19 protein-coding genes are annotated in these 24264 nt (G+C 49.9%); 8 read left to right on the top strand and 11 right to left on the bottom strand.

All coding sequences use genetic code 11. The annotated features are described in order from the left end of the window. Positions 1-5 precede the first annotated feature (5 nt). From purH to ACE6F3_RS01495, 7 genes are all read right to left on the bottom strand, one after another. The gene (purH, locus tag ACE6F3_RS01525) at positions 6-1547 is read right to left on the bottom strand and encodes a bifunctional phosphoribosylaminoimidazolecarboxamide formyltransferase/IMP cyclohydrolase (protein ID WP_278532413.1); all 1542 of its coding nucleotides are present in this window, start codon (positions 1545-1547) and stop codon (positions 6-8) included. A gap of 130 nt (positions 1548-1677) precedes the next feature. Continuing rightward, positions 1678-2700 (bottom strand): phosphoribosylformylglycinamidine cyclo-ligase, encoded by a 1023-nt coding sequence (gene purM, locus ACE6F3_RS01520; protein WP_324664710.1) that lies wholly within the window; start codon positions 2698-2700, stop codon positions 1678-1680. 114 nt (positions 2701-2814) lie between these two features. Then, complete coding sequence (gene purF, locus ACE6F3_RS01515) at positions 2815-4233, bottom strand: amidophosphoribosyltransferase (protein ID WP_010937100.1); 1419 nt, start codon at positions 4231-4233, stop codon at positions 2815-2817. Positions 4234-4321: 88 nt separating this feature from the next. After that, the gene (locus ACE6F3_RS01510; RefSeq protein WP_392655077.1) at positions 4322-4975 is read right to left on the bottom strand and encodes a VTT domain-containing protein; all 654 of its coding nucleotides are present in this window, start codon (positions 4973-4975) and stop codon (positions 4322-4324) included. 17 nt (positions 4976-4992) lie between these two features. Continuing rightward, positions 4993-7431: an AAA family ATPase gene (locus ACE6F3_RS01505; protein WP_324664709.1), complete on the bottom strand. Its 2439-nt coding sequence runs from the start codon at positions 7429-7431 to the stop codon at positions 4993-4995. 4 nt (positions 7432-7435) lie between these two features. Further along, entirely contained in the window at positions 7436-7741 is a 306-nt protein-coding gene (locus tag ACE6F3_RS01500; protein ID WP_010937097.1) for a helix-turn-helix transcriptional regulator, read from the bottom strand. A gap of 12 nt (positions 7742-7753) precedes the next feature. Further along, complete coding sequence (locus ACE6F3_RS01495) at positions 7754-8746, bottom strand: J domain-containing protein (RefSeq protein WP_278532416.1); 993 nt, start codon at positions 8744-8746, stop codon at positions 7754-7756. Between the two features lie 280 nt (positions 8747-9026). Between ACE6F3_RS01495 and ACE6F3_RS01490 the strand changes: the two genes are divergently transcribed. From ACE6F3_RS01490 to ACE6F3_RS01475, 4 genes are all read left to right on the top strand, one after another. Then, positions 9027-10661 carry a CTP synthase gene (locus ACE6F3_RS01490; protein ID WP_278532417.1) on the top strand — a complete coding sequence of 545 codons (1635 nt, stop codon included), beginning with the start codon at positions 9027-9029 and terminating at the stop codon, positions 10659-10661. A 37-nt stretch (positions 10662-10698) separates the two neighbouring features. Next, the gene (gene fsa, locus ACE6F3_RS01485; RefSeq protein ID WP_058292468.1) at positions 10699-11349 is read left to right on the top strand and encodes a fructose-6-phosphate aldolase; all 651 of its coding nucleotides are present in this window, start codon (positions 10699-10701) and stop codon (positions 11347-11349) included. Positions 11350-11435: 86 nt separating this feature from the next. After that, complete coding sequence (rho, locus tag ACE6F3_RS01480; protein ID WP_340710424.1) at positions 11436-12710, top strand: transcription termination factor Rho; 1275 nt, start codon at positions 11436-11438, stop codon at positions 12708-12710. Positions 12711-12983: 273 nt separating this feature from the next. Further along, on the top strand, positions 12984-16028 hold the full coding sequence (locus tag ACE6F3_RS01475; protein WP_392654800.1) for a WD40/YVTN/BNR-like repeat-containing protein: 3045 nt from the start codon (positions 12984-12986) through the stop codon (positions 16026-16028). Between the two features lie 323 nt (positions 16029-16351). Here the strand turns inward: ACE6F3_RS01475 and ACE6F3_RS01470 are convergent, their stop codons facing one another. The 4 genes from ACE6F3_RS01470 to ACE6F3_RS01455 are packed head-to-tail and all read right to left on the bottom strand — an operon-like array spanning position 16352 to position 19276. Continuing rightward, positions 16352-16477 (bottom strand): hypothetical protein, encoded by a 126-nt coding sequence (locus ACE6F3_RS01470; RefSeq protein ID WP_257787741.1) that lies wholly within the window; start codon positions 16475-16477, stop codon positions 16352-16354. 55 nt (positions 16478-16532) lie between these two features. Beyond that, entirely contained in the window at positions 16533-17030 is a 498-nt protein-coding gene (locus ACE6F3_RS01465) for a ribonuclease H-like domain-containing protein (RefSeq protein ID WP_058292471.1), read from the bottom strand. A 43-nt stretch (positions 17031-17073) separates the two neighbouring features. Then, positions 17074-18603 carry a caspase family protein gene (locus tag ACE6F3_RS01460; protein ID WP_324664695.1) on the bottom strand — a complete coding sequence of 510 codons (1530 nt, stop codon included), beginning with the start codon at positions 18601-18603 and terminating at the stop codon, positions 17074-17076. Between the two features lie 40 nt (positions 18604-18643). Continuing rightward, positions 18644-19276 (bottom strand): MBL fold metallo-hydrolase, encoded by a 633-nt coding sequence (locus ACE6F3_RS01455; protein WP_077975563.1) that lies wholly within the window; start codon positions 19274-19276, stop codon positions 18644-18646. Between the two features lie 164 nt (positions 19277-19440). On the opposite strand from ACE6F3_RS01455, the gene hrcA reads away from it, so the two are divergent. From hrcA to dnaJ, 4 genes are all read left to right on the top strand, one after another. After that, on the top strand, positions 19441-20478 hold the full coding sequence (hrcA, locus tag ACE6F3_RS01450; RefSeq protein WP_041343009.1) for a heat-inducible transcriptional repressor HrcA: 1038 nt from the start codon (positions 19441-19443) through the stop codon (positions 20476-20478). A gap of 46 nt (positions 20479-20524) precedes the next feature. Then, complete coding sequence (locus ACE6F3_RS01445; RefSeq protein ID WP_324664691.1) at positions 20525-21088, top strand: nucleotide exchange factor GrpE; 564 nt, start codon at positions 20525-20527, stop codon at positions 21086-21088. 35 nt (positions 21089-21123) lie between these two features. Continuing rightward, positions 21124-23037 carry a molecular chaperone DnaK gene (gene dnaK, locus ACE6F3_RS01440; RefSeq protein WP_010937085.1) on the top strand — a complete coding sequence of 638 codons (1914 nt, stop codon included), beginning with the start codon at positions 21124-21126 and terminating at the stop codon, positions 23035-23037. A 152-nt stretch (positions 23038-23189) separates the two neighbouring features. Further along, the gene (dnaJ, locus tag ACE6F3_RS01435) at positions 23190-24260 is read left to right on the top strand and encodes a molecular chaperone DnaJ (protein WP_279115216.1); all 1071 of its coding nucleotides are present in this window, start codon (positions 23190-23192) and stop codon (positions 24258-24260) included. The last annotated feature ends 4 nt before the right edge of the window (positions 24261-24264 follow it).

Below are 24264 nucleotides of genomic sequence, written 5' to 3'. Positions count from 1 at the left end.
TCTTTCTAATGGCGGAAGTGGCGGGTACCGGTAAATACCATAGCTATATTGTACTTGTTGGCAGCGTCAATAGACTCCTGGTCACGGATAGAACCGCCCGGCTGGATAATGGCGGTTACTCCGGCGGCAGCCGCCTGTTCAACGCTGTCCGGGAAGGGGAACATGGCATCTGAGGCCATGACACTGCCCTTTGAAGCCTCACCGGCCTTGCTCTTGGCAATGTCTACGCTGACTACCCGGTTGGGTTGCCCGGCGCCCATGCCCAGCAGGACTTTATTTTTAGCCAAAACAATGGCGTTTGATTTAATATGCTTGACTGCACGCCAGGCGAATTTCAAATCTGCCATTTCCTCAGCGGTGGGTGCCCGGTTGGTGGCTACCTTGGTCTGAAGGGCTTCTTCGGCCAGTTCGTCAGCCGCCTGTACCAGCAGCCCGCCTTTTACCCGGCGGTAATCCAGCGAAGCGGCCTTGTTTTCCGCATGTTTGGGCAGTTCGGCTATTAGTATTCGCAAGTCCTTGCGGGTTTTAAGGAATTCCAGCGCCTCCGGTTCGTATTCGGGGGCAATGATTATTTCATAAAAGACACCCTTCATGGCTTCGGCCATGGACAGTGTCACTTTACGGTTGGAGGCTACTATACCGCCGTAAGCCGAAACGGGGTCACCCGAAAAGGCCTTTTTATATGCTTCGGCAATGTTTTCGTCACTGGCCAGACCGCAGGTATTGGTATGCTTGACTATGGCTACTGTGGCAGCCGCAAAGTCAGTGGCGGCTCCCCAGGCGGCGTCTGCGTCCAGAATATTGTTAAAGGAAAGCTGTTTGCCCCAGACCTGCTGCGCCCAGGTAATGCCGCTGTCCTGCCCTTGTCCAACCCTGTTTTCAGCATAGAAAACAGCCGGCTGGTGGGGGTTTTCACCGTAACGCAGGTCATAGCGTTTGGAAAGGGCTATGGTCATATTTTCGGGGAAACCCTCTTCTCCCTGCCAGAGGTACTGGGAGATGGCCGTATCATACATAGCTACGTGCTGGAAGGCCTTTTGGGCCAGTTTCTTGCGTTCGTCAAGGCTCAGAGTGCCTGCCTGAAGGTGTTCCAGTACACGGGAGTAATCCTGAGGGTCTACCACTACAATCACACTGGGGAAGTTCTTGGCGGAAGCCCGTATCATGGTAGGACCGCCTATATCAATATTCTCCAGTGCATCAGTCAGGTTTACATCCGGCCGGGAAACAGTCTTGACAAAGGGGTAGAGATTGACTACCACCATGTCAATGGGTTGGATATGGTGTTCTTCCAGTTCGGCCATATGTTCGGGCAGGTCACGCCGGGCCAGTATGCCGCCGTGTACCTTGGGATGCAAAGTTTTGACCCGTCCGTCCAGTATTTCAGGCGAACCGGTCATGTCCGAAATACCGTGAACGGTTACATTTGCCTGCTGGAGTGATTTCTTGGTTCCGCCGGTGCTGTATATATCAAAACCCAGTTCTGACAAGCCTTTGGCGAATTCGATAAGACCGGTTTTATCTGAGACGCTCAGGATAGCCCTCATGACAATCCCTCCTTATGTTAAATAAATTTATTTTTTACCAGGTACATAAATATATTTGCGGCAAGCTGCTATTGGCAGCTATGCCAGTATAGTCTGTGAAAAAGCTGCCTCTGGGAATAATCCAGGCTGCTTATTCAATTATTACCTGCACTCCACTTTGGCGGGCTGCAATCTCCCCGATTACTTTTGCTTCCGGCAGGTTTTGCATTATCAGAGCGGCCTCTTCGCTGCCGGTTATAATCACCATGCCTATACCCATATTAAACACGTGGAACATCTCTTCGCGGTCTATTCCCCCGGTTTTCTGGATAAGCTGGAAGAGGGGCGGTATTTCCCAGTTTTTGGTTTCAAAACGGGCGGATACATCTTCGGGCAGTGTCCTGGGGACATTGTCTGTCAGGCCGCCGCCGGTTATGTGGGCCAGCCCTTTTATGAGGGGGAGGTTGGGCTTTATTTCTTTCAGATAACTGCGGTGAGGCACCAGCAGGGCTTCGCCTGCGGTTTGCCCCAGTTCGGGATAGTATTTATCCAGAGCTTCGCGGCTTTCGCCCAGAACTTTGCGTGCCAGCGAATAACCGTTGGTGTGGAGTCCGTTTGAAGCCAGACCCAAAATGACATCTCCCGGTTTGATACCCCGGTTGATAAGCATATTTTCTTTTTCAACTACCCCTACGATAAAGCCGGCCAAATCATAATCTTCCCCGTGGTAAAGGCCTGGCATTTCGGCCGTTTCCCCGCCTATAAGGGCACAGCCCGCCTCTAGACAGGCAGTAGACAGTCCCTTGACAATGTCAGCTATTTTTTCAGGCGAAAGTTTGCCCATGGCTATGTAATCAAGGAAAAAGATTGGTTCAGCCCCGGAGGTCAGTATATCATTGACAGAGTGGTTGACAATGTCAATGCCTATAGTATCATGTTTATTCAGCACCCCGGCCAGTTTCAGTTTGGTGCCTACTCCATCACAACTGGAAACCAGCACCGGGTTTTTGTAACCTTTGAATTCGTACATTCCGCCGAAAAATCCCGGCCCGGCCAGTACCTGGGAGCCCAAAGTGGCTTTGGCGTACTGCTTGATGAGTTCTTTTGATTTTGAGGCGGAATTTATATCTACTCCTGCCCCGGCATATGTATCTTTGATGTGCCCACCTCTCAAATTGTGGTATCTAAGATTATCAGAAATAGCTATCAACTGCAAAGAAAAAACACCGCCGAAGGTATAAAACTTCGGGCGGTGTTAAATCCGGAATAACTCCCTGCGGGGGGAGGATTAGCTGCCGGGTGAGGGCATCTGGCAGCAGTTGCCGCGCTGGTTGCCGAGTGCAAATTTATCCATCTCCAGCTGAACCGGCAGGGCGTATTCGCCGGTGAAACAGGCCAGGCAGAAGTTATCTTTGGGCAGCCCCACTGCCTTTATCAAACCGGGCAGGCTGAGGTAACCAAGTGAATCTGCCCCTATGTATTTCTGTATCTCAGGCACGCTCATTTTAGCGGCAATAAGCTCCGAACGGGTGGCCATGTCTACCCCGAAGAAACAGGGGTTGGTTATGGGCGGGGCGCATACCCTCATATGTACTTCTTTGGCGCCGGCCTTGCGAAGCAGGCGGATAACCTGGGGGGTGGTAGTCCCGCGGACTATGCTGTCATCTACCAGTACTACCCGCTTGTCTTCCAGGACACTCCTCAGGGGGTTGAACTTGAGCTTTACCCCCAGGTCACGAAGGTGCTGGTCAGGCTGAATAAATGTCCGCCCCATGTAGCGGTTTTTAATAAGGCCTTCGGCCGGGGGTATGCCTGAATTTATAGCATAACCTATACCGGCTGCTGTAGCGGAGTCAGGTACGCCTATCACCAAATCCGCTTCTACCGGGTACTCTCTGGCCAGCTCTGCCCCCATAGCCTGGCGGGCGGAATATAAAAGCTGCCCGTCTATCTGGCTGTCAGGGCGGGCAAAATAAATAAATTCAAATATGCACAAAGCCCGGCGGGAAATCGGCTGTTTGAAACTGGTTACCCCGTTTTCATTTATAGCCAGAATTTCACCTGGCTCTATTTCGCGTATGAAATCAGCCCCGATATGGTCAAGGGCACAGCTTTCGGAAGCAACTACGTAACCCCCTTGAATTTTGCCCAGGCACAGGGGGCGGACGCCCAGCGGGTCACGCATGGCGTAGAGGGTGTCTTTGGTCATAATGGTGCAGGAAAAAGCCCCTTTAAGGCGGTTCATGGCATAGCGTATCCGTTTGACCCAGTCGGTTTCAACTGCTGACAGGATAAGCTGGCCGATTATTTCGGTATCTGTAGAACTTTTAAAAACATATCCCTGAGAGCTTAGTTCGGCATTCAGGGCTTCGGAATTAACTATATTGCCGTTATGGGCTATGGCCATAACGTTGTCGCCTTGTCCCATCAGGAATGGCTGGGCGTTTATCTGCTGGCTTGAACCGGTGGTGGAATAACGGTTATGCCCTATGGCAATATGTCCGCCCAGTTTGCGGAGTATATCTTCAGTAAAGATATGGGAGACCAGACCCATCTGGGAATAAAGCTTAAGTTCCCGCCCGTCAGATGTAGAAATACCTGAACTTTCCTGTCCCCTGTGCTGCAAGGCAAACAGGGCGAAAAATGTGAGCCGGGCTACATCCTGACCGGGGGCAAATACACCGAAAATGCCGCAAGATTCATGCAAAGCAGACAGCCTCTTTATATCTGAGTGACAGCTTTTTATTATACGCCAAGCTTTGAAACGGGTCAATTTAAAGGGTAATACGAACCTCTTAAAAACCAAACAGGCGGGTTAAGCCGAAATATCCGGCATAACAGATGGCAGTGCATTTTATAAATTTGCCGGCCAGTGAAATCAGCATAAATTTGCGGATACCGAAATTTACCGCTCCGGCAGCCAAAGTCATGGGGTAGAAAAAAGGGTTGATAATGGCTGAAAGGATGAAGACCATGAGCGAACCCCGCCTTTCCATCAGTCGTATCATTTTGCAGTAGAGGCGGTTCAGTTTGCTGCCTGAATCTGACCCGGCCAGGCTGGATTTGCCGGAGTAGCCGGTCATGTAAATGGAGAAGCCGCCTAAGGCTTCGGCTAAGCTGGCTACTATTCCGGCAAAAAGGGGCCCCAGTATCGGCTCCCCCACCGGCGGGGGCAAAACACCCCCCAGAGTAAACTGGACAGCCAGCATAGGCACCGGGACAATGGAGATGGAGCTGCCCAGAAAGCTGATGGCAAACATGCCTATGTAGCCGTAACCGGCCAGGTCCTGAATAATATCCCGGCGGATAATAAGCCAGACCGAAAGGGCAATACTGATAATTATCACCAGAATGCCGAGCCAAATCCCCCACCTTTTAAACCAAGCACGGGTTTTCAGCTCGGCACCGGTTTCACATATTGAGATGTCTTCTTCGGGCAGATCCACTATCCAAGGCCTTCCTGGTATCAGGCGGCCTTCTGGCTGAAACTCAGGGCTTCATCCGCCTTGTCCACCAGTATTGTAGCATTTTCGCTGAACTCATTGCGAAGCAGCTTGTCAGCCAGCGGGCTTTCTATGTATCTTTCAATGGCTCTGCGAAGGGGTCTGGCACCAAAGGCCGGGTCATAACCCACCTTGGCCAGCCAGCCTTTGGCGGCATCGGTCAGCTCCAGCTTGAGTTTGCGTTCTTCAAGCCGTTTGGAAACATCTTTTATCATAAAATCCACTATCTGGCGTATCTGTTCTTCGGCCAGCTCATGGAAGACAATTATTTCGTCTACCCGGTTGATAAACTCCGGGCGGAAGGTCTTTTTAACCTCGGCCATGACCTTGTCTTTCATGCGTTCATAGCCGTCATGGCGGGTTTTGGAGTCATCAGTCCTGACGGCAAAACCCAGGGCAGATTCACGTTTGATAGTTTCTATGCCCGCGTTGGAGGTCATAATGATAACCGTATTTTTAAAGTCCACCGTTCTGCCCTGCCCGTCTGTCAGGCGGCCGTCATCCAGCAGCTGGAGCAGGGTGTTGTATACATCCGGATGGGCTTTTTCAATTTCGTCCAGCAGGATAACCCGGTACGGGCGGCGGCGAACCAGTTCAGTCAGCTGCCCGCCTTCGTCGTAGCCCACGTATCCGGGAGGAGCACCTACCAGACGGGAAACAGTGTGTTTTTCCTGATATTCGGACATGTCCAGCCTGACCATGGCGGTTTCGTCATCAAACAAAAACCAGGCTAAGCTGCGGGCAAGTTCGGTTTTGCCAACCCCGGTCGGGCCTAAGAACAAAAAGCTGCCGATGGGGCGGCGCGGGTCTTTAAGACCGGCCCGGCTGCGGCGGATAGCTTCGGCTACGGCTTTTACCGCCTCCTCCTGGTCTACCATACGCTCGTGGATGCGTTCTTCCATATTCAGCAGTTTGGAAGCTTCGCCTTCCAGCATCTGGCTGACCGGTATGCCGGTCATAGACGAAACCAAAGTGGTAATCTGTTCGGCGGTGACTTCTTCGGCTATTTTCTCCTGTTTCAGCCAATCCTCACGGGCGGTGTTGAATTTTTCCTCAAGACGCATCTTTTCAGCCTTGAGTTCAGCCGCTTTTTCGTATTCCTGAAGCTGGGAAGCGGCCTCTTCCTCAATACCTGCCTGGCGGAGTTCATCTTCCAGTTTTTTTACTTCCGGCGGGGCGCTTTCGCTGTCCAGACGGAGTTTACTGGCCGCTTCGTCAATAAGGTCTATTGCCTTGTCCGGCAGCTGGCGTTCGGTTATATATCGGCTGGACAGTCTGGCGGCTGCCTCCAGAGCGGCCTCAGTTATTTTCAGCTTATGGTGGGCTTCGTATTTGGGTCTGATGCCCTTTAATATTTCAATAGTCTGTTCAACTGTAGGTTCGTCCACAAACACCGGCTGGAAACGGCGCTCCAGAGCGGTATCTTTCTCAATATATTTGCGGTAGTCATCCAGAGTGGTAGCCCCTATTGTCTGAAGTTCACCTCTGGCCAAAGCCGGTTTGAGCATATTTGAGGCATCTATAGCCCCCTCAGCCGCTCCCGCCCCGACTACAGTATGGATTTCGTCTATGAAAAGGATAATCTCACCGGCGGATTGGCGCACCTCGTCCATGACCGCTTTGAGGCGTTCTTCAAACTCTCCGCGGAACTTGCTTCCGGCAACCAGAGCGCCCATATCCAGGGCCATTACCTTGCGGTCACGCAGGGATTCGGGTACGTCATTATCCGCAATTTTCTGGGCAACCCCTTCGGCAATGGCGGTTTTACCCACGCCCGCTTCACCCACAATCACCGGGTTGTTTTTGGTACGGCGGGAGAGTATTTGCATAACCCGGCGGATTTCTTGGTCACGGCCTATTACCGGGTCTATTTTGCCCTGCTTGGCCAGTTCGGTAAGGTCACGGCTGTATTTGGCCAGCGCCCGGTATTTGCTTTCGGCTCTGGCGTCGGTCACCCTGTGTCCGCCCCGTATTTTCTGGAGAGCGGAATATACTTTTTCCTGGTCAATACCAAACTGCTTCAGTATGCGGGCGGATTCTCCCTGGGTATCTCCGGCAATGGCCACCAGTAAATGTTCCGTGCCGATAAACTCGTCCCGCAGGCGCTCTGCTTCGTTGTTGGCGGTTTGCAGCAGGTTTATAATGCGGGGGGTGGGGTATATCTGGATATTGCCGCCTACCGCTTTGGGCGAACGCTTTAAAGAGTCCACCAGCTGCTTGGTTATTTCCTCTGAGCTTACTTTAAGTTCTTTTAGTATTTCACCCACCAGCCCCTTTTCCTGACGGATAAGGGCCAGCAGTACATGTTCAACGTCCCATTGGCTGTGCTGGTACTCCTGCACCAGCATCTGTGAAGCACTGAGGGCTTCCTGGGCTTGTTCGGTAAATTTTTCCTGTCTCACGGGTTTACTCCTCTCTGAGTAATTGTATTTCTTCCCTCAGGGCTTCGTTTTCGGATATAAGCTCCTGAATGCGGTTACGCATGTTTAAGATTACTTCAACCCCGGCCATATTTATACCCAAATCATCCAGCAGGGTTTTGGCCAGTTTCAGCCGTTCAATATCCTGTTCCGAGTATAATCTTATCCTGCCCTGCGAACGGAAAGGCTTGATAATGCCCACCCTTTCGTAATACCGCAGGGTATAAGTCTGCATACCCAGTATTTCGGCAGCTACTGAGATTACATAACGGGGCTGGTTTGCATTTTCCATAAATATCTCCCTTTAACTGTCCGGCCTAAGCTGGCGCAGTTTTTCAAAAAGGTCTCTTTCAGCGGCAGTAAGTTTTTCCGGCAGCACAATGCTGATTTTGGCCAGTAAATCCCCGCTGCCGTCTTTGCCTAAGTGGGGGATGCCCTGCCCTTTTAAGCGGAAAGTCCGCCCGTTCTGGGTTTCGGCCGGTATTTTCAGGGCCAGTTTGCCTTTGAGTGCGGGGACAAATATCTCCCCGCCCAGCATGGCGGTAGTCAGGTTTACCGGTACGTTTACCGTAAGGTCATCATCCTTGCGTTCAAATCTATCATTGGGGCGGACATGTATCCGGAGGAATAGGTCACCCCTTTGTCCACCCGATTGTCCATACCCGCCCTTGCCTGCCAAACGGATTTTTGAGTCATTTTTGACCCCGGCCGGTATTTTGACTTCCAGCCTTTCAATTCCCGGATTTATACCTGTACCCTGGCAGGTGGGGCAGACCTTTTTATCTTTTGCCCCGCTGCCTCCGCAGGTCTCGCAGGGTTTTTGCATCTGGAAACTTAGCAGACGGCTGGTGCCGCTGGCGGCTTCTTCCAGCGAAATGTCTACGGGTTGTTCAATGCTTTGTCCAGGCTGGGGGCGGCTTCGGCGCCCGCCCATACGGCCGCCCAGCATCTGGCTCAAAATATCTTCAAACCCGCCGCCTTCGCTGCCTCCAAAGCTGAAATCATACCCCCCAAAGGGGTTGCCCTGGGTTTGCTGCTGGCTGGCCCGGGCTTTTTCAAACTGTTCGCCATACTGCCACTGGTCACCATACTTGTCATACTTGGCCCGGTTTTCAGGGTTGTTAAGTACTTCATAAGCCTGGTTAATCTTCTTGAAGGTTTCTTCAGCCGTCTTATCCCCCGGATTCAGATCCGGGTGGTACTTGCGGGCAAGCTTGCGGTATGCCTTCTTGATTTCGTCTGCGCTGGCGGTTTTGGCTACGCCCAGTGTTTCGTATAAGTTTTTTTCATTAGCCATACAATTCCCCCTGGGAAATACCTGTTTTCTATTATATTATGGTGGTATGAATAATGTCAACAATATATTATTAAAGTTAATAAAACAGTATCAATACAGTTTAAGAAAAGCGGCTTTTCCATGTATATATAATGTTGACAAGCCTAAGGCACATCCTTATAATAAAAACGATTTAATGAATCAGACTTCTGCTTTGTCTATCAGTTTTCAAATTTATGGCAAAGGTTCGAAATTTGCCTTTCTATTTTACTCTCATCTTATCAAGTCTTAGCAGGTTATTATGTCAAAATTTGTTTTTGTAACTGGCGGTGTGGTTAGTTCTGTAGGCAAGGGCATTACCGTTGCCTCACTGGGAAATATTCTTAAAAGCCGGGGACTGAGTGTTTCAGTTCAAAAGCTTGACCCCTATTTGAATGTAGACCCCGGTACCATGTCACCCTATCAGCATGGCGAGGTTTTTGTAACCCAGGACGGGGCGGAAACAGACCTTGATTTGGGCAGCTATGAACGCTTTATAGACATTGAGCTTACCGCTGACTCCACTGTCACCTCCGGCCAGGTATATTCCGAAGTTATAAATAAAGAGCGCCGGGGTGATTATCTGGGGGGGACTATACAGGTCGTACCCCATGTCACCCAGGAGATAAAGGCCAGAATACAGCGTCTGGCAGACCGTTCCAAAGCGGATGTGGTAATAGTGGAAGTGGGCGGTACTGTCGGTGATATTGAGGGTCAGCCCTTTCTGGAAGCTATCCGCCAGATGCGCAATGATATGGGGCGGGATAATGTTATTTATATTCACGTAACCCTGCTTCCTTATATACAGTCCACCCAGGAGCTTAAAACCAAGCCCACCCAGCACAGTGTTAACGAGCTGAGGCGGATAGGTATCCAGCCGGATATAATAGTCTGCCGGGCAGATTATCCTATATCCGAAGGTATCCGGGACAAACTTTCTTTGTTCTGTGATGTGGAACGCAAGGCAGTTATCTTTATGCCTACTGTTTCCACTATATATGAAGTCCCCCTGAAGCTGGAGTCTGAGGGTGTGGGTGATTTGCTGGTCAGCCGCCTTCACCTGAATGCTTCCCCGTCTGACCTTAGTATCTGGCGCGGGCTGGTGGAAAAAATTAAAGAACCTACCCCAGCGGTCAGGATTGCGCTGGTCGGCAAATACGTAGAGCTGAAAGATGCCTATTATTCAGTCCGTGAGTCCCTGTGTCATGCCGCCATTCATAACGGGCGTGACATTCAGATAGACTGGGTGCATGCCGAGGATATTGAGAAAAACGGCCCTGAGGAATATTTAAAACATGTTCAGGGCATTATTATACCCGGCGGGTTCGGCATCAGGGGTATTGAGGGCATGATAACCGCCGTAAAGTATGCCCGTGAAAACGGCATACCCTATCTGGGTTTGTGTCTGGGCATGCAGGTTATGGTGATAGAGTTTGCCCGGCACGTGCTTCAGTCTGACAAAGCCCACTCAACCGAATTTGAGCCGGATTCCCCTTACCCGGTTATTGACCTGTTGCCGGAGCAAAGAGGGGTGGATTCCAAAGGCGGTACTATGCGTCTGGGCAATTATCCTTGTGTAATTCAGCCCGGTACTATGGCTGGTCAGGCTTACGGCAATAAGCTGATAAATGAACGTCACCGTCACCGTTTTGAGTTCAATAATGATTACCGTGACACTCTTTCCAAAGCCGGTATGGTATTCAGCGGACTGTCTCCTGACGGCAAGCTGGTAGAGATTTGCGAAGTTTCAGGACATCCGTTTATGGTCGGTTCGCAGTTTCACCCGGAGTTTCTCTCACGGCCGAACCGTCCCCATCCCCTGTTCCGTGAATTTATAAATGCTGCCAAAAAAGTTATAAGAGATGGTGAGCAGCCTTCTTTGCCGCTTTCGCCCTGAACTAAGGGCATAAATATAAATTGGTCCTGAGGTAGAAATGCGTATTTTTCTGGATACCGCTAATATTGAAGAGATTAAAAAAGGCCTGAAACTGGGGGTGGTGAGCGGCGTGACCACCAATCCCACCCTGGTTGCCAAAGAAGGCATCAGTGATTATAAGTCCGTAGTCCAGCAGATATGTGCCTTGCTGCCGGAGGGTGATGTCTCCGCCGAAATTACGGCTGAAGGCCCCGCCGAAATGCTCAAGCAGGCCCGCGAGATAGCCAAATGGGCACCCAACGTGGTGGTCAAAATACCCGCCACCGCCGAAGGGCTGGAGATTATTTCCAAGCTGAGCAAAGAGGGTGTCCGCTTCAATATGACCCTTTGTTTCTCGGTCAATCAGGCTTTGCTGGGGGCTTTGGCCGGTGCGGCCTTTGTCAGCCCGTTTGTGGGCAGGCTGGATGATGCCGGGCATGACGGCATGATGCTTATAAATGGTATTGTCAGCATATATAAGGAATACGGTTTTGAAACCCAGGTAATTGCCGCCAGTATCCGCCACCCGCTCCACTGCACCCAGGCGGCTCAGACCGGTGCCGGTATTGCCACCGTACCTTACAAGGTGCTGATGCAGATGATGCAGCACCCGCTGACAGATTCGGGTATTGCCCGTTTCATGGCTGACTGGAAAAGTGTCCAGAAGTAATATTTAAGGTTGTTCATCACAGGTGTTTCCTTTATATATAGAAACTAAAATACAGATAACTCGTTGTAGATAGGGGGTGAGACACAATGGAAATCGGGCAATTTGAGCTGAGTGAACTTGAGAAGAAGACTCGTGAAGAGCTTCTGGATATTGCCAAGGAAATGGGCGTAAACGGGGTTACTGCCCTTAAAAAGCAGGATTTGGTGATGCGCCTTATTCAGGTGTATACTGAATCACAGGGGAATGTGTTCTGTTCGGGTATTCTGGAAATAATGCCGGACGGATACGGATTTTTGCGCCAGGCATCTTTACTGCCCAGTTCGTCAGACATATATGTGTCTCAGTCCCAGATACGCCGTTTCGGGCTTCGTACCGGTGACATGGTAATAGGGCAGGGACGCCCTGCCAAGCCGGGTGAAAAATATTACAGTCTTCTGCGGGTGGAAGCCATCAATGACCTTAACCCCGAAATGGCCAAACGCCGCCCCAATTTTGGTGCTTTAGTTCCCACTTTCCCTGACCGCCTTATAAACCTGGAAACTACGCCGCACGAACTTGCCACCCGCCTTATAAACCTGATAGCCCCCATCGGCCGGGGACAGCGCGGCCTTATCGTTTCCCCGCCCAAAGCCGGCAAGACCACCATTTTGAAAAATATAGCCAATGCAACTGCTACCAATTATAACGATATACATATAATGGTAGTCCTTATAGGTGAACGCCCTGAGGAAGTAACCGATATGCGCCGCCACGTACGGGGCGAAGTTATGGCCGCCACCTTTGACGAACCGGTGGAAAACCAGACCCGGGTAGCCGAACTGGCACTGGAACGGGCAAAGCGTATGGTGGAAAGCGGCAAAGACGTCTTTATCCTGCTGGACGGCATTACCCGCCTTACCCGCGCCTACAATCTGGCCATGCCTTCATCAGGCCGCACCCTTTCCGGCGGTATTGACCCGGTAGCCCTTCACCCTGCCAAGAAATTCTTCGGGGCTGCCCGCAATACCGAAGAAGGCGGTTCGCTTACCATCATTGCCACCTGTCTGGTGGAAACCGGCAGCCGCATGGATGACCTTATTTACGAAGAGTTCAAGGGCACCGGCAATATGGAACTTCATCTGGAACGCCGCTTGGCCGAACGCCGTGTATTCCCTGCCCTGGATATATCTCGCTCAAGCACCCGCCGTGAAGAGCTGCTGCTGGGTGACAACTACAAGCAGGTACAGCTTTTGCGGAGGATGGTTGCCATTATTGCTGATGACGCTAACCACTATACAGAGGTTAACGAGCGCCTGCTGGACCGCCTGCGCCGCTCCAGAAACAATGCTGACTTCCTGGCTAACCTCCAGAAAGAAATGTAAACCAAAAGGGATAAAAAATATTTTTGAACGTAAAGTACCTGAAAACTATAGTACTTTCAGCCAAATTAAGTTAAAATGCCCGTAAACTATTGACAGGCTGTGTTATTATATAAGATAGGTTAAACCTTGAAAGGAGGTGGTGTAATTGGTATGCACCCGTAAGGGGAAGCGTCTTTGATTGATGCTGAATTGGACCACTCTTGGTCTTCATATATACATATATAATATGAAGACATTTGCATAAAATAATTTTAAAAGGAAATTTATAGGTCGATGTTTAAGACAAAAATAAGTAAAGTTCTGGGCGTAGTCCTGACTGCTGCCATGGTTCTGTCCATGTTCGCAGTCGCTACTCCCGTAGCTGCTGCCAACCAGGCTTGGAGCAAAATCTCCCTGCCCGGCTCCGGCGCAACTGGCGGCTATGTAGTCAGCGATGCCACTAACCGGTTTACCGAGATTGGTATACTGGTGTGGAACGCTGATAAAACTGCCGTTTATGCCACTGCTACATATGGTGGTAATGTTTGCATCTTCAAGTCAACCGATGCAGGCCGCACTTGGAAAAAACTCACCATTGCTACCACCGGTATAATTTATGACTTGGTGGCTTCTCCCGTTAATGCCAACGAATTGTACTATACCGATGGTACCGCTATTTATACCACTAAAGATGGCGGTACAACTTGGAACCAGCTCTCCAGTGTTTATCAATGGGCTATTGATAATGCCTGGGCCATTGCTCCTCTTACCGGTACCAACATTATAGTAACTCTTGATATCGGTTATGCCGGAGCCAATAAATACGTCTTTGCAGGCACCGCCACTTTTGCTGGTCTGGATGTCAATAACGGCGTATTTATGTGCCAGGAAACCGCCTTTGGTATGCCTTGGTCAAACCTTTCTCTTAACACTCAACGCACTACTGCTTGGGGTTCTTCTAGTGTTTATGATGTAAAGGTTGACCCCACTGACTTTGCAACCAAGCAAGGTATTATCGCGGTTGCTCAGAGCAATCTTGGCACATTTATCAGTGCAAAATACTTTGGTAACCAGTGGGACCAGGCTGCTCTTTGCCAAGATGCAGAAGTTTTAGTGGATAACACTACTCCTATTACCAATGTTGTTCATGCTGAGCTTTGGCTTCCTTCTGATTTTAACTCCAGCCTGACCTCTGGTAAATTCCAGGGTTGGTTGGCTCTTCAGACCCTGTCTAACCAGGGTGACGTCTACCTATGGTATGGTAACAGCAACAAGACTATAGATCTTAACGTACGCGGGCTTGCTACTGCTACTGAAATTTCTGATATTGATGGTGTCGGTGGTATTGCAGATGCCAAACTGATCATCGGCGGCTATAACAATGCTGCTGATCTACCGACTATTTGGTATTCTTCTGATCGCCTTACTTTCTCTACCAATGTTAAACGTCCCACCGGTTATACAGGTTGGGGTCCTTCCATGGCTCCCGTAACCGTACTTGCCATGGCTGACTACAATACCTCCGGTAAAGCACTTGCTGGGACTACTGGTGTTGACTGTGGTGTCTCTTACACTGCTGACTTCGGCAAAACATGGAATACTATTTCCATGATGCGCCAATCAATCCAGAGTGTTGAAAACATTGCCGGAAGTCTGTTTGTAGTTACAAACGATTTTATTCACCAGAGCGTTTGGCGTGTAGCCAATGGTTTTACTGAACGTGTATATTCCTCCTCACTTCTTGAGCCTACCCTTTCATCTGCTCTGTTTAATCAGCTTGATGTTGCAGTTTCACCTGCTGGTGACGCAGTATTCATTGCTGATCTTGGTGGTGTTAATATCTGGCGTTCATTGGATAACGGCCAGACCTTTGCCAAGCAGATAAGTGATATTACTACTGCTCTGGGTACTACAATTCAGTCATGGTTCGTTTCCAATGCCAACACTGTACTGGTAGGCGGCAGCGGTGTTGTTTATCAGACCAGCACCAACGGCGTTCTCTGGTTCGCCCGCACCTGTGCTGTTGGCACTGTTACCTCATTTGCCGTTTCAACTGACGGTTCTACCCTGGTAGCCGGCGGTTCAAATGGCAGCATTTCAAGATCCACCGATGGTGGCGTTACCTGGAGCGCTGCTTCTGCCGTAGCTGTTTCCGGTACATCTTTGGTAACCTTCCAGAACGGCAGCAACAGTGTTGTCTACCTGACCAGCAGCAATGGCGGCGTGTACAAATATGACTTCGCTGCTGCCGCTCCTGTTTGGACACGGATTGACAATACAGTTACCGGTGCTTATGCCTTTGACAGCAGCAGCTATGCTGATGTTGATAACGGCGTTGGTATCTTCTCCGGTATTGCTTCCGGCGGAAACGTCCTGTATGTACTGGATGGTTCTTGGAACAACCTGATCCGCATCACCAATGCTGGCACTAACTATACAGCTGGTATTATTGCTAAACCTACCGGTGCTACTGGTGCTACCAAACTGATTGGTGTTGCCGCCCCCGGTGCTAACATGCTTTACGGTATCTTTGGTGCTTCATTGTATGTTTACACCGACAAGATGGCTGTACCTGTTACCAACGTTCAGGCCACCGCTACCACTGATTCTGTCAAGGTAACTTGGGATGCTTTGAATGTTGATAACACTGGTGTAACCGTTAAGTACTTTGTAGTTGTAACCGATGCTACTACCGCTTACAAAGTTGCCTACACTGTTACCGCCGCTGATGTCAATCAGAGAAATGGAATTACCTCTCTTTCCGCCACTTTCAAAAATGACGTTACTGGCTTCATAGTTTCCGAAGACACCGTCTATCAGGTAAGCGTTTGGGCTGTCAGCCCTGTCATGAGCTTCGTGGGTACTGCTTCAGTCTCCACCCAGCCTCAGCCTTTGACCTACACTGTCAACCTGATGCCCACCAACGGTGCTTCAAACGTACCCGTTAACCCCGTATTCACTTGGGATGCAGTTTCTACTGCTGTAAGCTATGACCTCGTACTCAGCACCGATCCTACCTTCGCTGATGCTACCAAGGTTTTGGCTACCAAGAACCTGACCACCAATTACTGGGCTTATGACGGCACTTTGAGCAACTCCGCCAGCTACTACTGGAGAGTTCGCGTCAATACCGCCAACAGCACCAGCGAATGGTTCCCGGCTGTATTCACTACTGTTAAGGCTGATGCCGCTCCGGTTGAAGTAAATAATCCTCCGGACATCACCTTAGAAGTACCCCAGGCTGAAACTCCTGCCTACATCTGGCTGATTGTGGCTGTCGGTGCTGTACTGACTATCGCCGTAATCGTCCTGATTGTTCGCACTCGCCGCGTAGTCTAATAAACTACAAAGTGAAAAAGGACTAACAGTCCTAAAGTAACCAAAAAGAGCCCCCCGGAGACGGGGGGCTCTTCTATTTTAAGGATTTTTAGGCCGGTCTAAACTTTTTGGACTACAAATTTACATAATAATAGCCGGTTCGTCCTGGGGGCTTACAGTCAGAAACTGGGCAAGGGCTGGCAGGCAAAAGGGATTAGCCGTAAAGTGCCGGAAAATGGCTGAAATGGCGTGCTGGGGGGTGGGGATAATAGCTTGTTATGAAGTTTGCCGAAATAAAGAAAGGCCGGATTCCTCCGGCCCTTTAGTCAAAAAATAAAAACGGATTAGTGCTTGTGGGAATCAAACTCTTTCTGGAGTTTTTCCACCTGTTTCTTAATCTGCATATCCATGTAAGTGTGAATTACCGCCCAGAGTACAACCACAATAAGAAGGATTTCATACCATTCCATCTAAACGCCTCCATAAATACATTTTAGAAGATTATAGTTAGGACTAACCCGCCAGTCAATAGGTGCAGTGATTCAATAGCATGTCTTTAAGGGTTTTAAGGTTTACTACATCTTCCCGGTTGTAGGCCAGTAATGTTTTTAGTGCCCGGGTATCAAAGTTATTTATGTAACTCCACCATAGCTGAACGGCTACATAACCGTTTACTTCGGTAAGCTCACGTGAGATACCCAGCTGGCATTCCACTTTTTTCAGCCCGCCCTTAAGGTTTTTGTCCCAGCAGTCAAACATGAGGTCACGGTGGTTGAAATGGCGGCTGAGGTCTATACCCAGTTTCCGGTGAATGAACGGCAGGTCAAACCCCTTGCCGTTGTAGGTATAGAGTATGTCTGTACCTGCTAAAGAAGCCATCACGTTTTCGGCGGTGCATTCTTTACCTACCAGCTGGATAAGGCCCGGTATAGAGTCCCCGTTTACCAGATGGATACCTATAACTGTAAGTTCTGACTGATAAGGCGAAAGGCCGGTTGTTTCAATATCTAAATATGCTTCCATGCGGGCTTTGTATTATCCTTTTCTCAAAAAACAGGGAATATTGTCAGATAGTATTGTAATAGATTTTCCGGCGTCTGGATACGGCCAGTATTATCCAGCCAATCACAATTGCCCCCAGCCCAATGGCAATATACAGGAAAGTATAGTCTGCCTTGAAATTGGCGGAAATATCCAGGGGTTTGTTAAGGGTGATAATAGCATTTGCATCTGTGCCGGTATAGTCTCCGCTCCAGCTTTCGAATACTTGGCGGATTAAAAAGCCTTCCGCTTTAGGTGCGCTTAGTTTCACTGTGCTGCCGGCGGCATACCAGCCGCTGCCTTCAGGTGTGCCGTACGGAGAAGACAAATTCAGCAAGTATTCAATATCATAGTTCGCTTTTACAGTTTTGGGCTTGTCCATCACAATGCGGGTACTGTCAAAAGGCCCTGTTATATCACCGCTCCAGCCGGTAAATGTATAGCGGATACCGCCTTCTTCTATATCCGGGGCTGAAAGGTTGGCAAAGGTGTACTGGTCATACCATCCGCTGCCGCTGACTGCGGTGGTAGGGGCGTCTATTGTTAGAAGATACTGGCGGGAATAAACTGCTTCAAGGTTAGCCCCGCTGACAAATGAACGGCTGGCAGAGGTAACCCCGTCTGCCCAGCTATTGAAAAAATAACGCACCCCTGGCAGGGCATCTATGTTCAAAGCGGTAATCTCATGGGTAGTACCGGGGGTGAAGTTTAATTGCGTGTAGCTGAGTGAATAGGTTTGGCCGTCTACTATTATGTAGTTATAGTTGCCGCTTATAGGTATGGAGGTGGTCAGAAGCAGCTTGCCGATAAGGCTAAGTTCTCCGCCTATGCCGTCTGACAGAAAGGGATGCTGCAGAGATAAAGCTAATCGGGACTCATCTGTAGTGCGGGGCTGGGCATAGAAAAAGAGCTCTTCCAGAGATATCAGACCGTCACCGTTTATGTCCGCATTCGGCACATAGCTGAGGCCGTCATTTATATATCCGGAAAAAAGGCCGCTGTCCCCGTCTGCCCAGGAGACTTCTTCTGCCAGTGACGAATAGAGAACTAGCCGCCCGGTTTGGTTTAAATCATCAGCAAATCCGGCCGAATAGCAGGATTCCAGTATTACAGCCTGATAATGGGATTCCAGCGGCGCGAGCCAGTTGGAAAGCTCCTGGCTTGAAATCCATTCCGAAACATAATAAGCGTCATAAGGGGCTATATATGATTGGCTGTCACCGTGTCCGGCAAAGAAAAAGACCACTGTATCGTTGTCATCTTCTTGGTCTATCATCCAGTCCAGGGCGGACTTTATAGAAGATTTATCAGCGTTGCTGTTGGTCAGCAGCTTTACATGGTCATCGCCCCAGGCTTGCTTTAGGGAAGCTGCGAATTTTTGGGCGCCGTTGGCCAAGCCTGATACATCTGTAATTTTCTGGTAATCCGAAATGCCCACTACTACCGCCCAGTATTCATGGGTGGAGGCAGCACTAAGCGGTGTTTGGGGCAGGAGGCCTGCCAAAAGCCCCAAAGCCAGAATGGCGGAAATAGCAACCCGTTTCAGGCAGTGCATTCAGCGCTTATCCTTCCGCGCAGCTCTTGTTTTCCGGGTTTCAGGGCTGCAGTAACATAACCTGAGTGGTTACAGGCAAATTGCCTCTGGTGATATTCAGCTTAGATTGGGGTTCAAGATTGCTTATACCTATTTCTTTTAGAAACTGGCCTATAGGCAAAAGTGAACTGGTGGATAAATCACTCTGGAAGTGCATGGGAATGACGATAGACGGTTCCAGCTTGCGCATTATCTCAGCGGCTTTGCCCGGGCTGACAGTATTGCCACCGCCAACCGGCAAAAGGAGAATATCCACCCGTCCCAGCTCTTCAATCTGGCTGTCAGTCAATCCCTGGCCTATATCACCCAGATGGCAAATGGACAAGTCATCTATCTCCATCTGGTAAATGGTGTTTTTGCCCAGTTCGCTGCCCTTGGCGTCATCATGAAAAGTGGAAAGACCCAAGATGATAACGTCCCCGATTTCGTATTCGCCGGGGCCGCTTACAATATGGGGGTTGCCGTCAATAGCTGAGGTAAACGAATGATTAGCATGAGCATGGCTTACGGTAACTACCTCGGCACTTTGTTTGCCCATGGCAAACCCCAGGCTGGAAGGGAACGGGTCAGTAATTACAGTAGTATTTTTGCCTTTAAGGCGAAAGCACGAGTGGCCTAACCATTTTATTTCCATATGGGTGAATTATATCAGACCCCTTTCAGAGGGTCAATTGAAGCCGGTCACTTTATTGACAGCCGGAGAGGGGGCATAATTTACCCTTGACAGTGGTTGGCAGTCATGCTAAATTATACCTGTATTAGCAAACAAGCTAATAGAGTGCTAACGAGGTAGCAAGAGTGCTAACACCCAGGGCAGAGATAATACTGCGTTCCATAGTCAGGCAGTATATAACCAAAGCGGTACCGGTATCGTCATCTTCCATACTGGAGGATTGCGGTCTGGATATTTGTTCGGCCACTATCCGCAACGAAGTTGTGCGGCTGGAAACCGAGGGTTATATCCTGCGTCCCCATCACTCTGCCGGCAGTATTCCGGCAGACAAGGGTTACCGCTATTATGTGGAATCCCTGAAAGATGTGGAACTGCCGACTAATGACAAGTTTCTTATCCGCCATCTTTTTCATCAGGTGGAAAAAGAGATGGAGGAGTGGCTGAACCTGACTGTGGCTGTCCTTTCCCAGCGTGTCCAGAGTATGGCGGTTGTTACCATGCCCCGCCAGACACAGGGCAAGGTCCATCATATAGAGCTGGTCAGCTTACAGGATAATCTGGTACTGGTAGTTCTGATACTGCGCGGGGCTAAGGTAAAACAGCAGCTTATAAACTTTGAAAATACCGTTTCCCAGCCGGAACTCACCCTTATATCAAACCGCCTAAATGACGCCTATGCCGGGCTGACCCGTTTCCAGATAGAACAGAAAACGCTTAACCTTAACCCGGATGAACTGAAGGTCAAGGACAGCCTGGTAAAAATGATGCGGGGTGAGGACGAGCAGGAAAGCCGCGAACCTTTCTTTGACGGGCTGCACTATATGCTGGAGCAGCCCGAATTTCACCAGAACCAACGGGTTCAGGAGATAATGCAGCTGCTGGAGCAGAAAAAGCTTTCCAAGATGATTGCCCCGCCCTCGCCTTTTAACCGGGGGGTGCAGGTATATATCGGCCAGGAAAATGCCTCCGCCGAAATACGTGATTACAGTCTGATAGTCAGCCAGTACGGCATACCGGACGAGGCGGTGGGGACTATCGGGGTGATAGGCCCTACCCGTATGGCCTATGAAAGGGCATTATCAGCGGTCAGTTACTTGTCTCTGGTTATGAGTACTTTAGTTGCCGAACTCTACGGCAAACCGCCAGGCGGCAAAGATGAATAGCCGTGCCTTTAGGGCATATAGTACATTTTTAAGTTAGGAAGGGATTATGACAGATAAAAAAATGTATGATAAAGAAGGAAATGAACACCCTGAAGATACCCAGGTTAAAGCTGATACTCAGGCAGACAGCCTGACTGCCCAGCTGGCCGCCGAAAAGAAACGTTCAGAAGAATATCTGGACAACCTGAAGAGGGCCAGAGCTGAGTTTGTAAACTACAAAAGGTATATAGAGCAGGAAAGAAACGTCCAGAGTGATATGGCCAGAGGCAACGCTTTTATGCTGGTTTTGCCGGTGCTGGATGATTTGGAGCGGGCTTTGGCATCTGTTCCGGCGGATATTGCCGGACACTCTTTTGTGGAGGGGCTGGACCTGATAGTCCGCAAGTTTCAGGCTATACTGGACAATCAGGGTGTCAAAGCTATTCCGGCGGCCGGTGAGCCCTTTGATTCCCGCCTGCATGAGGCGGTTGCCTGTGAAGACGGGCCGGAAGGCATTATTTTACACGAAGCCCGCCGGGGTTATACGGTAGGGGATAAGTTACTTAGAACATCTCTGGTAGTGGTAGGTAACGGAAACCAGCCCTGCCGGTCTGATTCGGACATGAGATAAATTTCTTTAAGTAAACAAGGAGGAACGAAACACAAATGGCTAAAGTAGTTGGTATAGATCTTGGTACTACAAACAGTGAAGTTGCCGTCATGCAGGGCGGCGAACCGGTAGTTATCCCTTCTGCCGAAGGCAGCACCCTTATTCCTTCGGTAGTGGCAGTAAACAAAAACGGTGAACGTATTGTTGGCCGTCAGGCTAAAAATCAGGCTATTTTGAACCCTGAAAACACGGTTTATTCCATTAAGCGTTTTATGGGACGCAAATGGGGCGAACCCGCCGGGCGTGAGCTGCCGGTTGAGGCAGATGCCAAACGCAAACCTTACAAGGTTATTCAGGGTAACAATAATGAAGTCCGGGTGGTTATGGGTGACAAGGATTTCAGCCCTCCCGAAGTTTCCGCCATGATTTTGCAGAAACTTAAATCAGATGCGGAAGCCTACCTGGGCGAAAAGGTAACCGAAGCGGTTATTACCGTACCGGCTTATTTTAACGATGCCCAGCGCCAGGCCACCAAAGACGCCGGGGCTATTGCCGGGCTGAAAGTCCTGCGGATTATCAACGAACCCACCGCCGCTGCTCTGGCATACGGTCTGGACAAGAAGAAAGATGAAACTATCGCCGTTTATGATTTGGGCGGCGGTACCTTTGATATTTCCATACTGGAACTGGGCGAAGGCACTTTCCAGGTAAAATCCACCGCCGGTGATACCCATCTGGGCGGTGATGATTTTGACCAGAAGATTATTGACTGGCTTATAGCCGAATATAAGAAAGACCAGGGCATTGACCTTTCTAAAGATAAAACTGCTTTGCAGCGTCTGAAAGAGGCGGCTGAAAAGGCCAAGATAGAGCTTTCCACTGTTCAGCAGGCAGAGATAAATTTGCCCTTTATCACCGCAGATGCTTCAGGGCCCAAGCACTTAAATATTATCCTTACCCGTGCCAAACTGGAGCAGATGGTAATGGACCTTGTAGACAAGAGCCTTGAGCCCTGCCGCCAGGCTTTGAAAGATTCGGGCAAGACTGCTTCTGAAATCAACGAGGTTATTCTGGTAGGCGGACAGACCCGTATGCCGCTGGTACAGCAGAAGGTCAAAGAGTTTTTCGGCAAAGAACCTAACAAGGGTGTAAACCCTGACGAGGTGGTAGCTATCGGTGCTGCCATTCAGGCCGGCGTACTCAAGGGTGAAGTCAGTGACGTACTCCTGCTGGATGTTATCCCCCTGACTTTGGGTATTGAGACCCTTGGCGGTGTATCTACCGCTCTTATTACCCGCAATACTACCATTCCCACTTCCAAGAGCCAGGTATTTTCCACTGCGGCTGACAACCAGCCCAGCGTAGAAATCCATGTCCTGCAGGGCGAACGCCCCATGGCGGCCGATAACCGCACTCTGGGCCGCTTTATGCTGGACGGCATTTTGCCCGCCCCCCGCGGCGTCCCCCAGATAGAGGTTACCTTTGACATTGATGCCAACGGTATACTTTCCGTCAAAGCCAAGGATAAAGGCACCGGGCGTGAACAGAAGATAACTATCACCGCTTCCTCCGGCCTTTCCAAGGAAGAGGTTGAAAAGATGACCCGTGAGGCGGAAGCCCATGCCGCTGAAGATAGCAAACGCAAGGAAGAGATAGAAGCCCGGAATGTGGCGGATAATCTTGCTTACAATGCCGAAAAGACCCTGCGTGACAATAAGGACAAGATACCGGCCGAACTGAATACCGAACTGGAAAGCAAGATAGCGGCCGTCCGCACTGCCCTTCAGGGTACTGATGTGGACGCTATCAAGACAACTACTCAGGAACTTTCCACCGCTCTTCAAAGCGTAGGCAGTGCCGTTTACGGCCAGCAGCAGGAGCAGGGCGCTCCCGCTCAGGAAGAACCTTCGGCAGAAGGCAAAAAGAATGACGACGAAGGCACGGTAGAGGGAGAATTCCGCGAAGTTTAAATAAAGGCCGGGAATTTGATTCTGCGGCCTTTGGGAGGGGGTGTAATGCCCCCTCCCACCCTTTTCCCAGCAGATATTTGGTAAACAAAAACATATTTCATTTGAACTGTCTTATTTCTATAAAATAAAGTTTTAGGTTATAATGATAAACTATGGCAAATAAAAGAGATTATTACGAAGTACTGGGTATTGAACGCAGCGCTTCTGACGAAGATATAAAAAAGGCCTTCCGCAAGATGGCTATGAAGCATCATCCTGACCGTAACCACGAGGATGGCGCTGCCGAAAAATTCAAAGAAATAAACGAAGCCTACGAAGTCCTTTCCAATCCCGAAAAAAGGGCGGCCTATGACCGGTTTGGTTTCAGCGCCGGATCAGATGCCTTTGGTCAGGGCGGCTTTGAAAACTTTGATTTCGGCGGTTTGGGCAGTATTTTTGAGACATTTTTTGGCGGTGCTACCCAGAGTGCCAAGCGCGGCCCCCGCCGCGGGCCGGATATGTCTTATGATATACGGATAACTCTTGAAGAAGCCGCAACCGGGGTTGAAAAAGAAATTACCACCGAAAGGCTTGAATACTGCTCTGAGTGCAGCGGTACGGGAGCTAAAGCCGGCACTTCACCTGTAAAATGTACCAACTGTAACGGTACCGGGCAGGTTTATCAGGTGCAAAAGAGTGTTTTCGGGCGTTTTACCAGCGTAACCCCCTGTCCCAAATGCCGGGGTGAGGGGACTATCATCGGCGAACCCTGTGCCAAGTGCCGGGGTACCGGTAAAGAATATGTCAAGCGGACTGTGCAGGTAAAGATACCTGCCGGGGTGGCAGACGGCAACCAGATACGCCTTAACGGCTACGGCGGTGTAGGTGATAAGGGCGCTTCCGCCGGTGATGTGTATATAAACGTAAGCATTGCCTCACATGCGGATTTCAAACGTGACGGTGATGATGTTATTTATGAACTTGAGATAAATTTTGCCCAGGCGGCTTTGGGCACTGAAGTAAATGTGCCGGGGCTTAGCACCTCTCACAAGCTGAAAATTCCGTCAGGCAGTCAGAACGGCAAGTACTTTGTGCTGAAGGGCAAGGGTATTCCCCATCTGAACCGCTTTGGCAGCGGTGACGAAATGGTGCACCTGAACGTTGTTACTCCTGAGAAGCTCAGCCGTAAACAGAAACAGCTCTTTGAGGAGCTGGAGAAGTCTTTCGCCGAGGATAAAAAGTAGCCGG

The sequence above is a fragment of the Dehalococcoides sp. THU4 genome (assembly GCF_043231265.1).
Classification (GTDB): Bacteria; Chloroflexota; Dehalococcoidia; order Dehalococcoidales; family Dehalococcoidaceae; genus Dehalococcoides; species Dehalococcoides mccartyi.
This window is presented reverse-complemented; position numbering and strand designations above follow the sequence as displayed.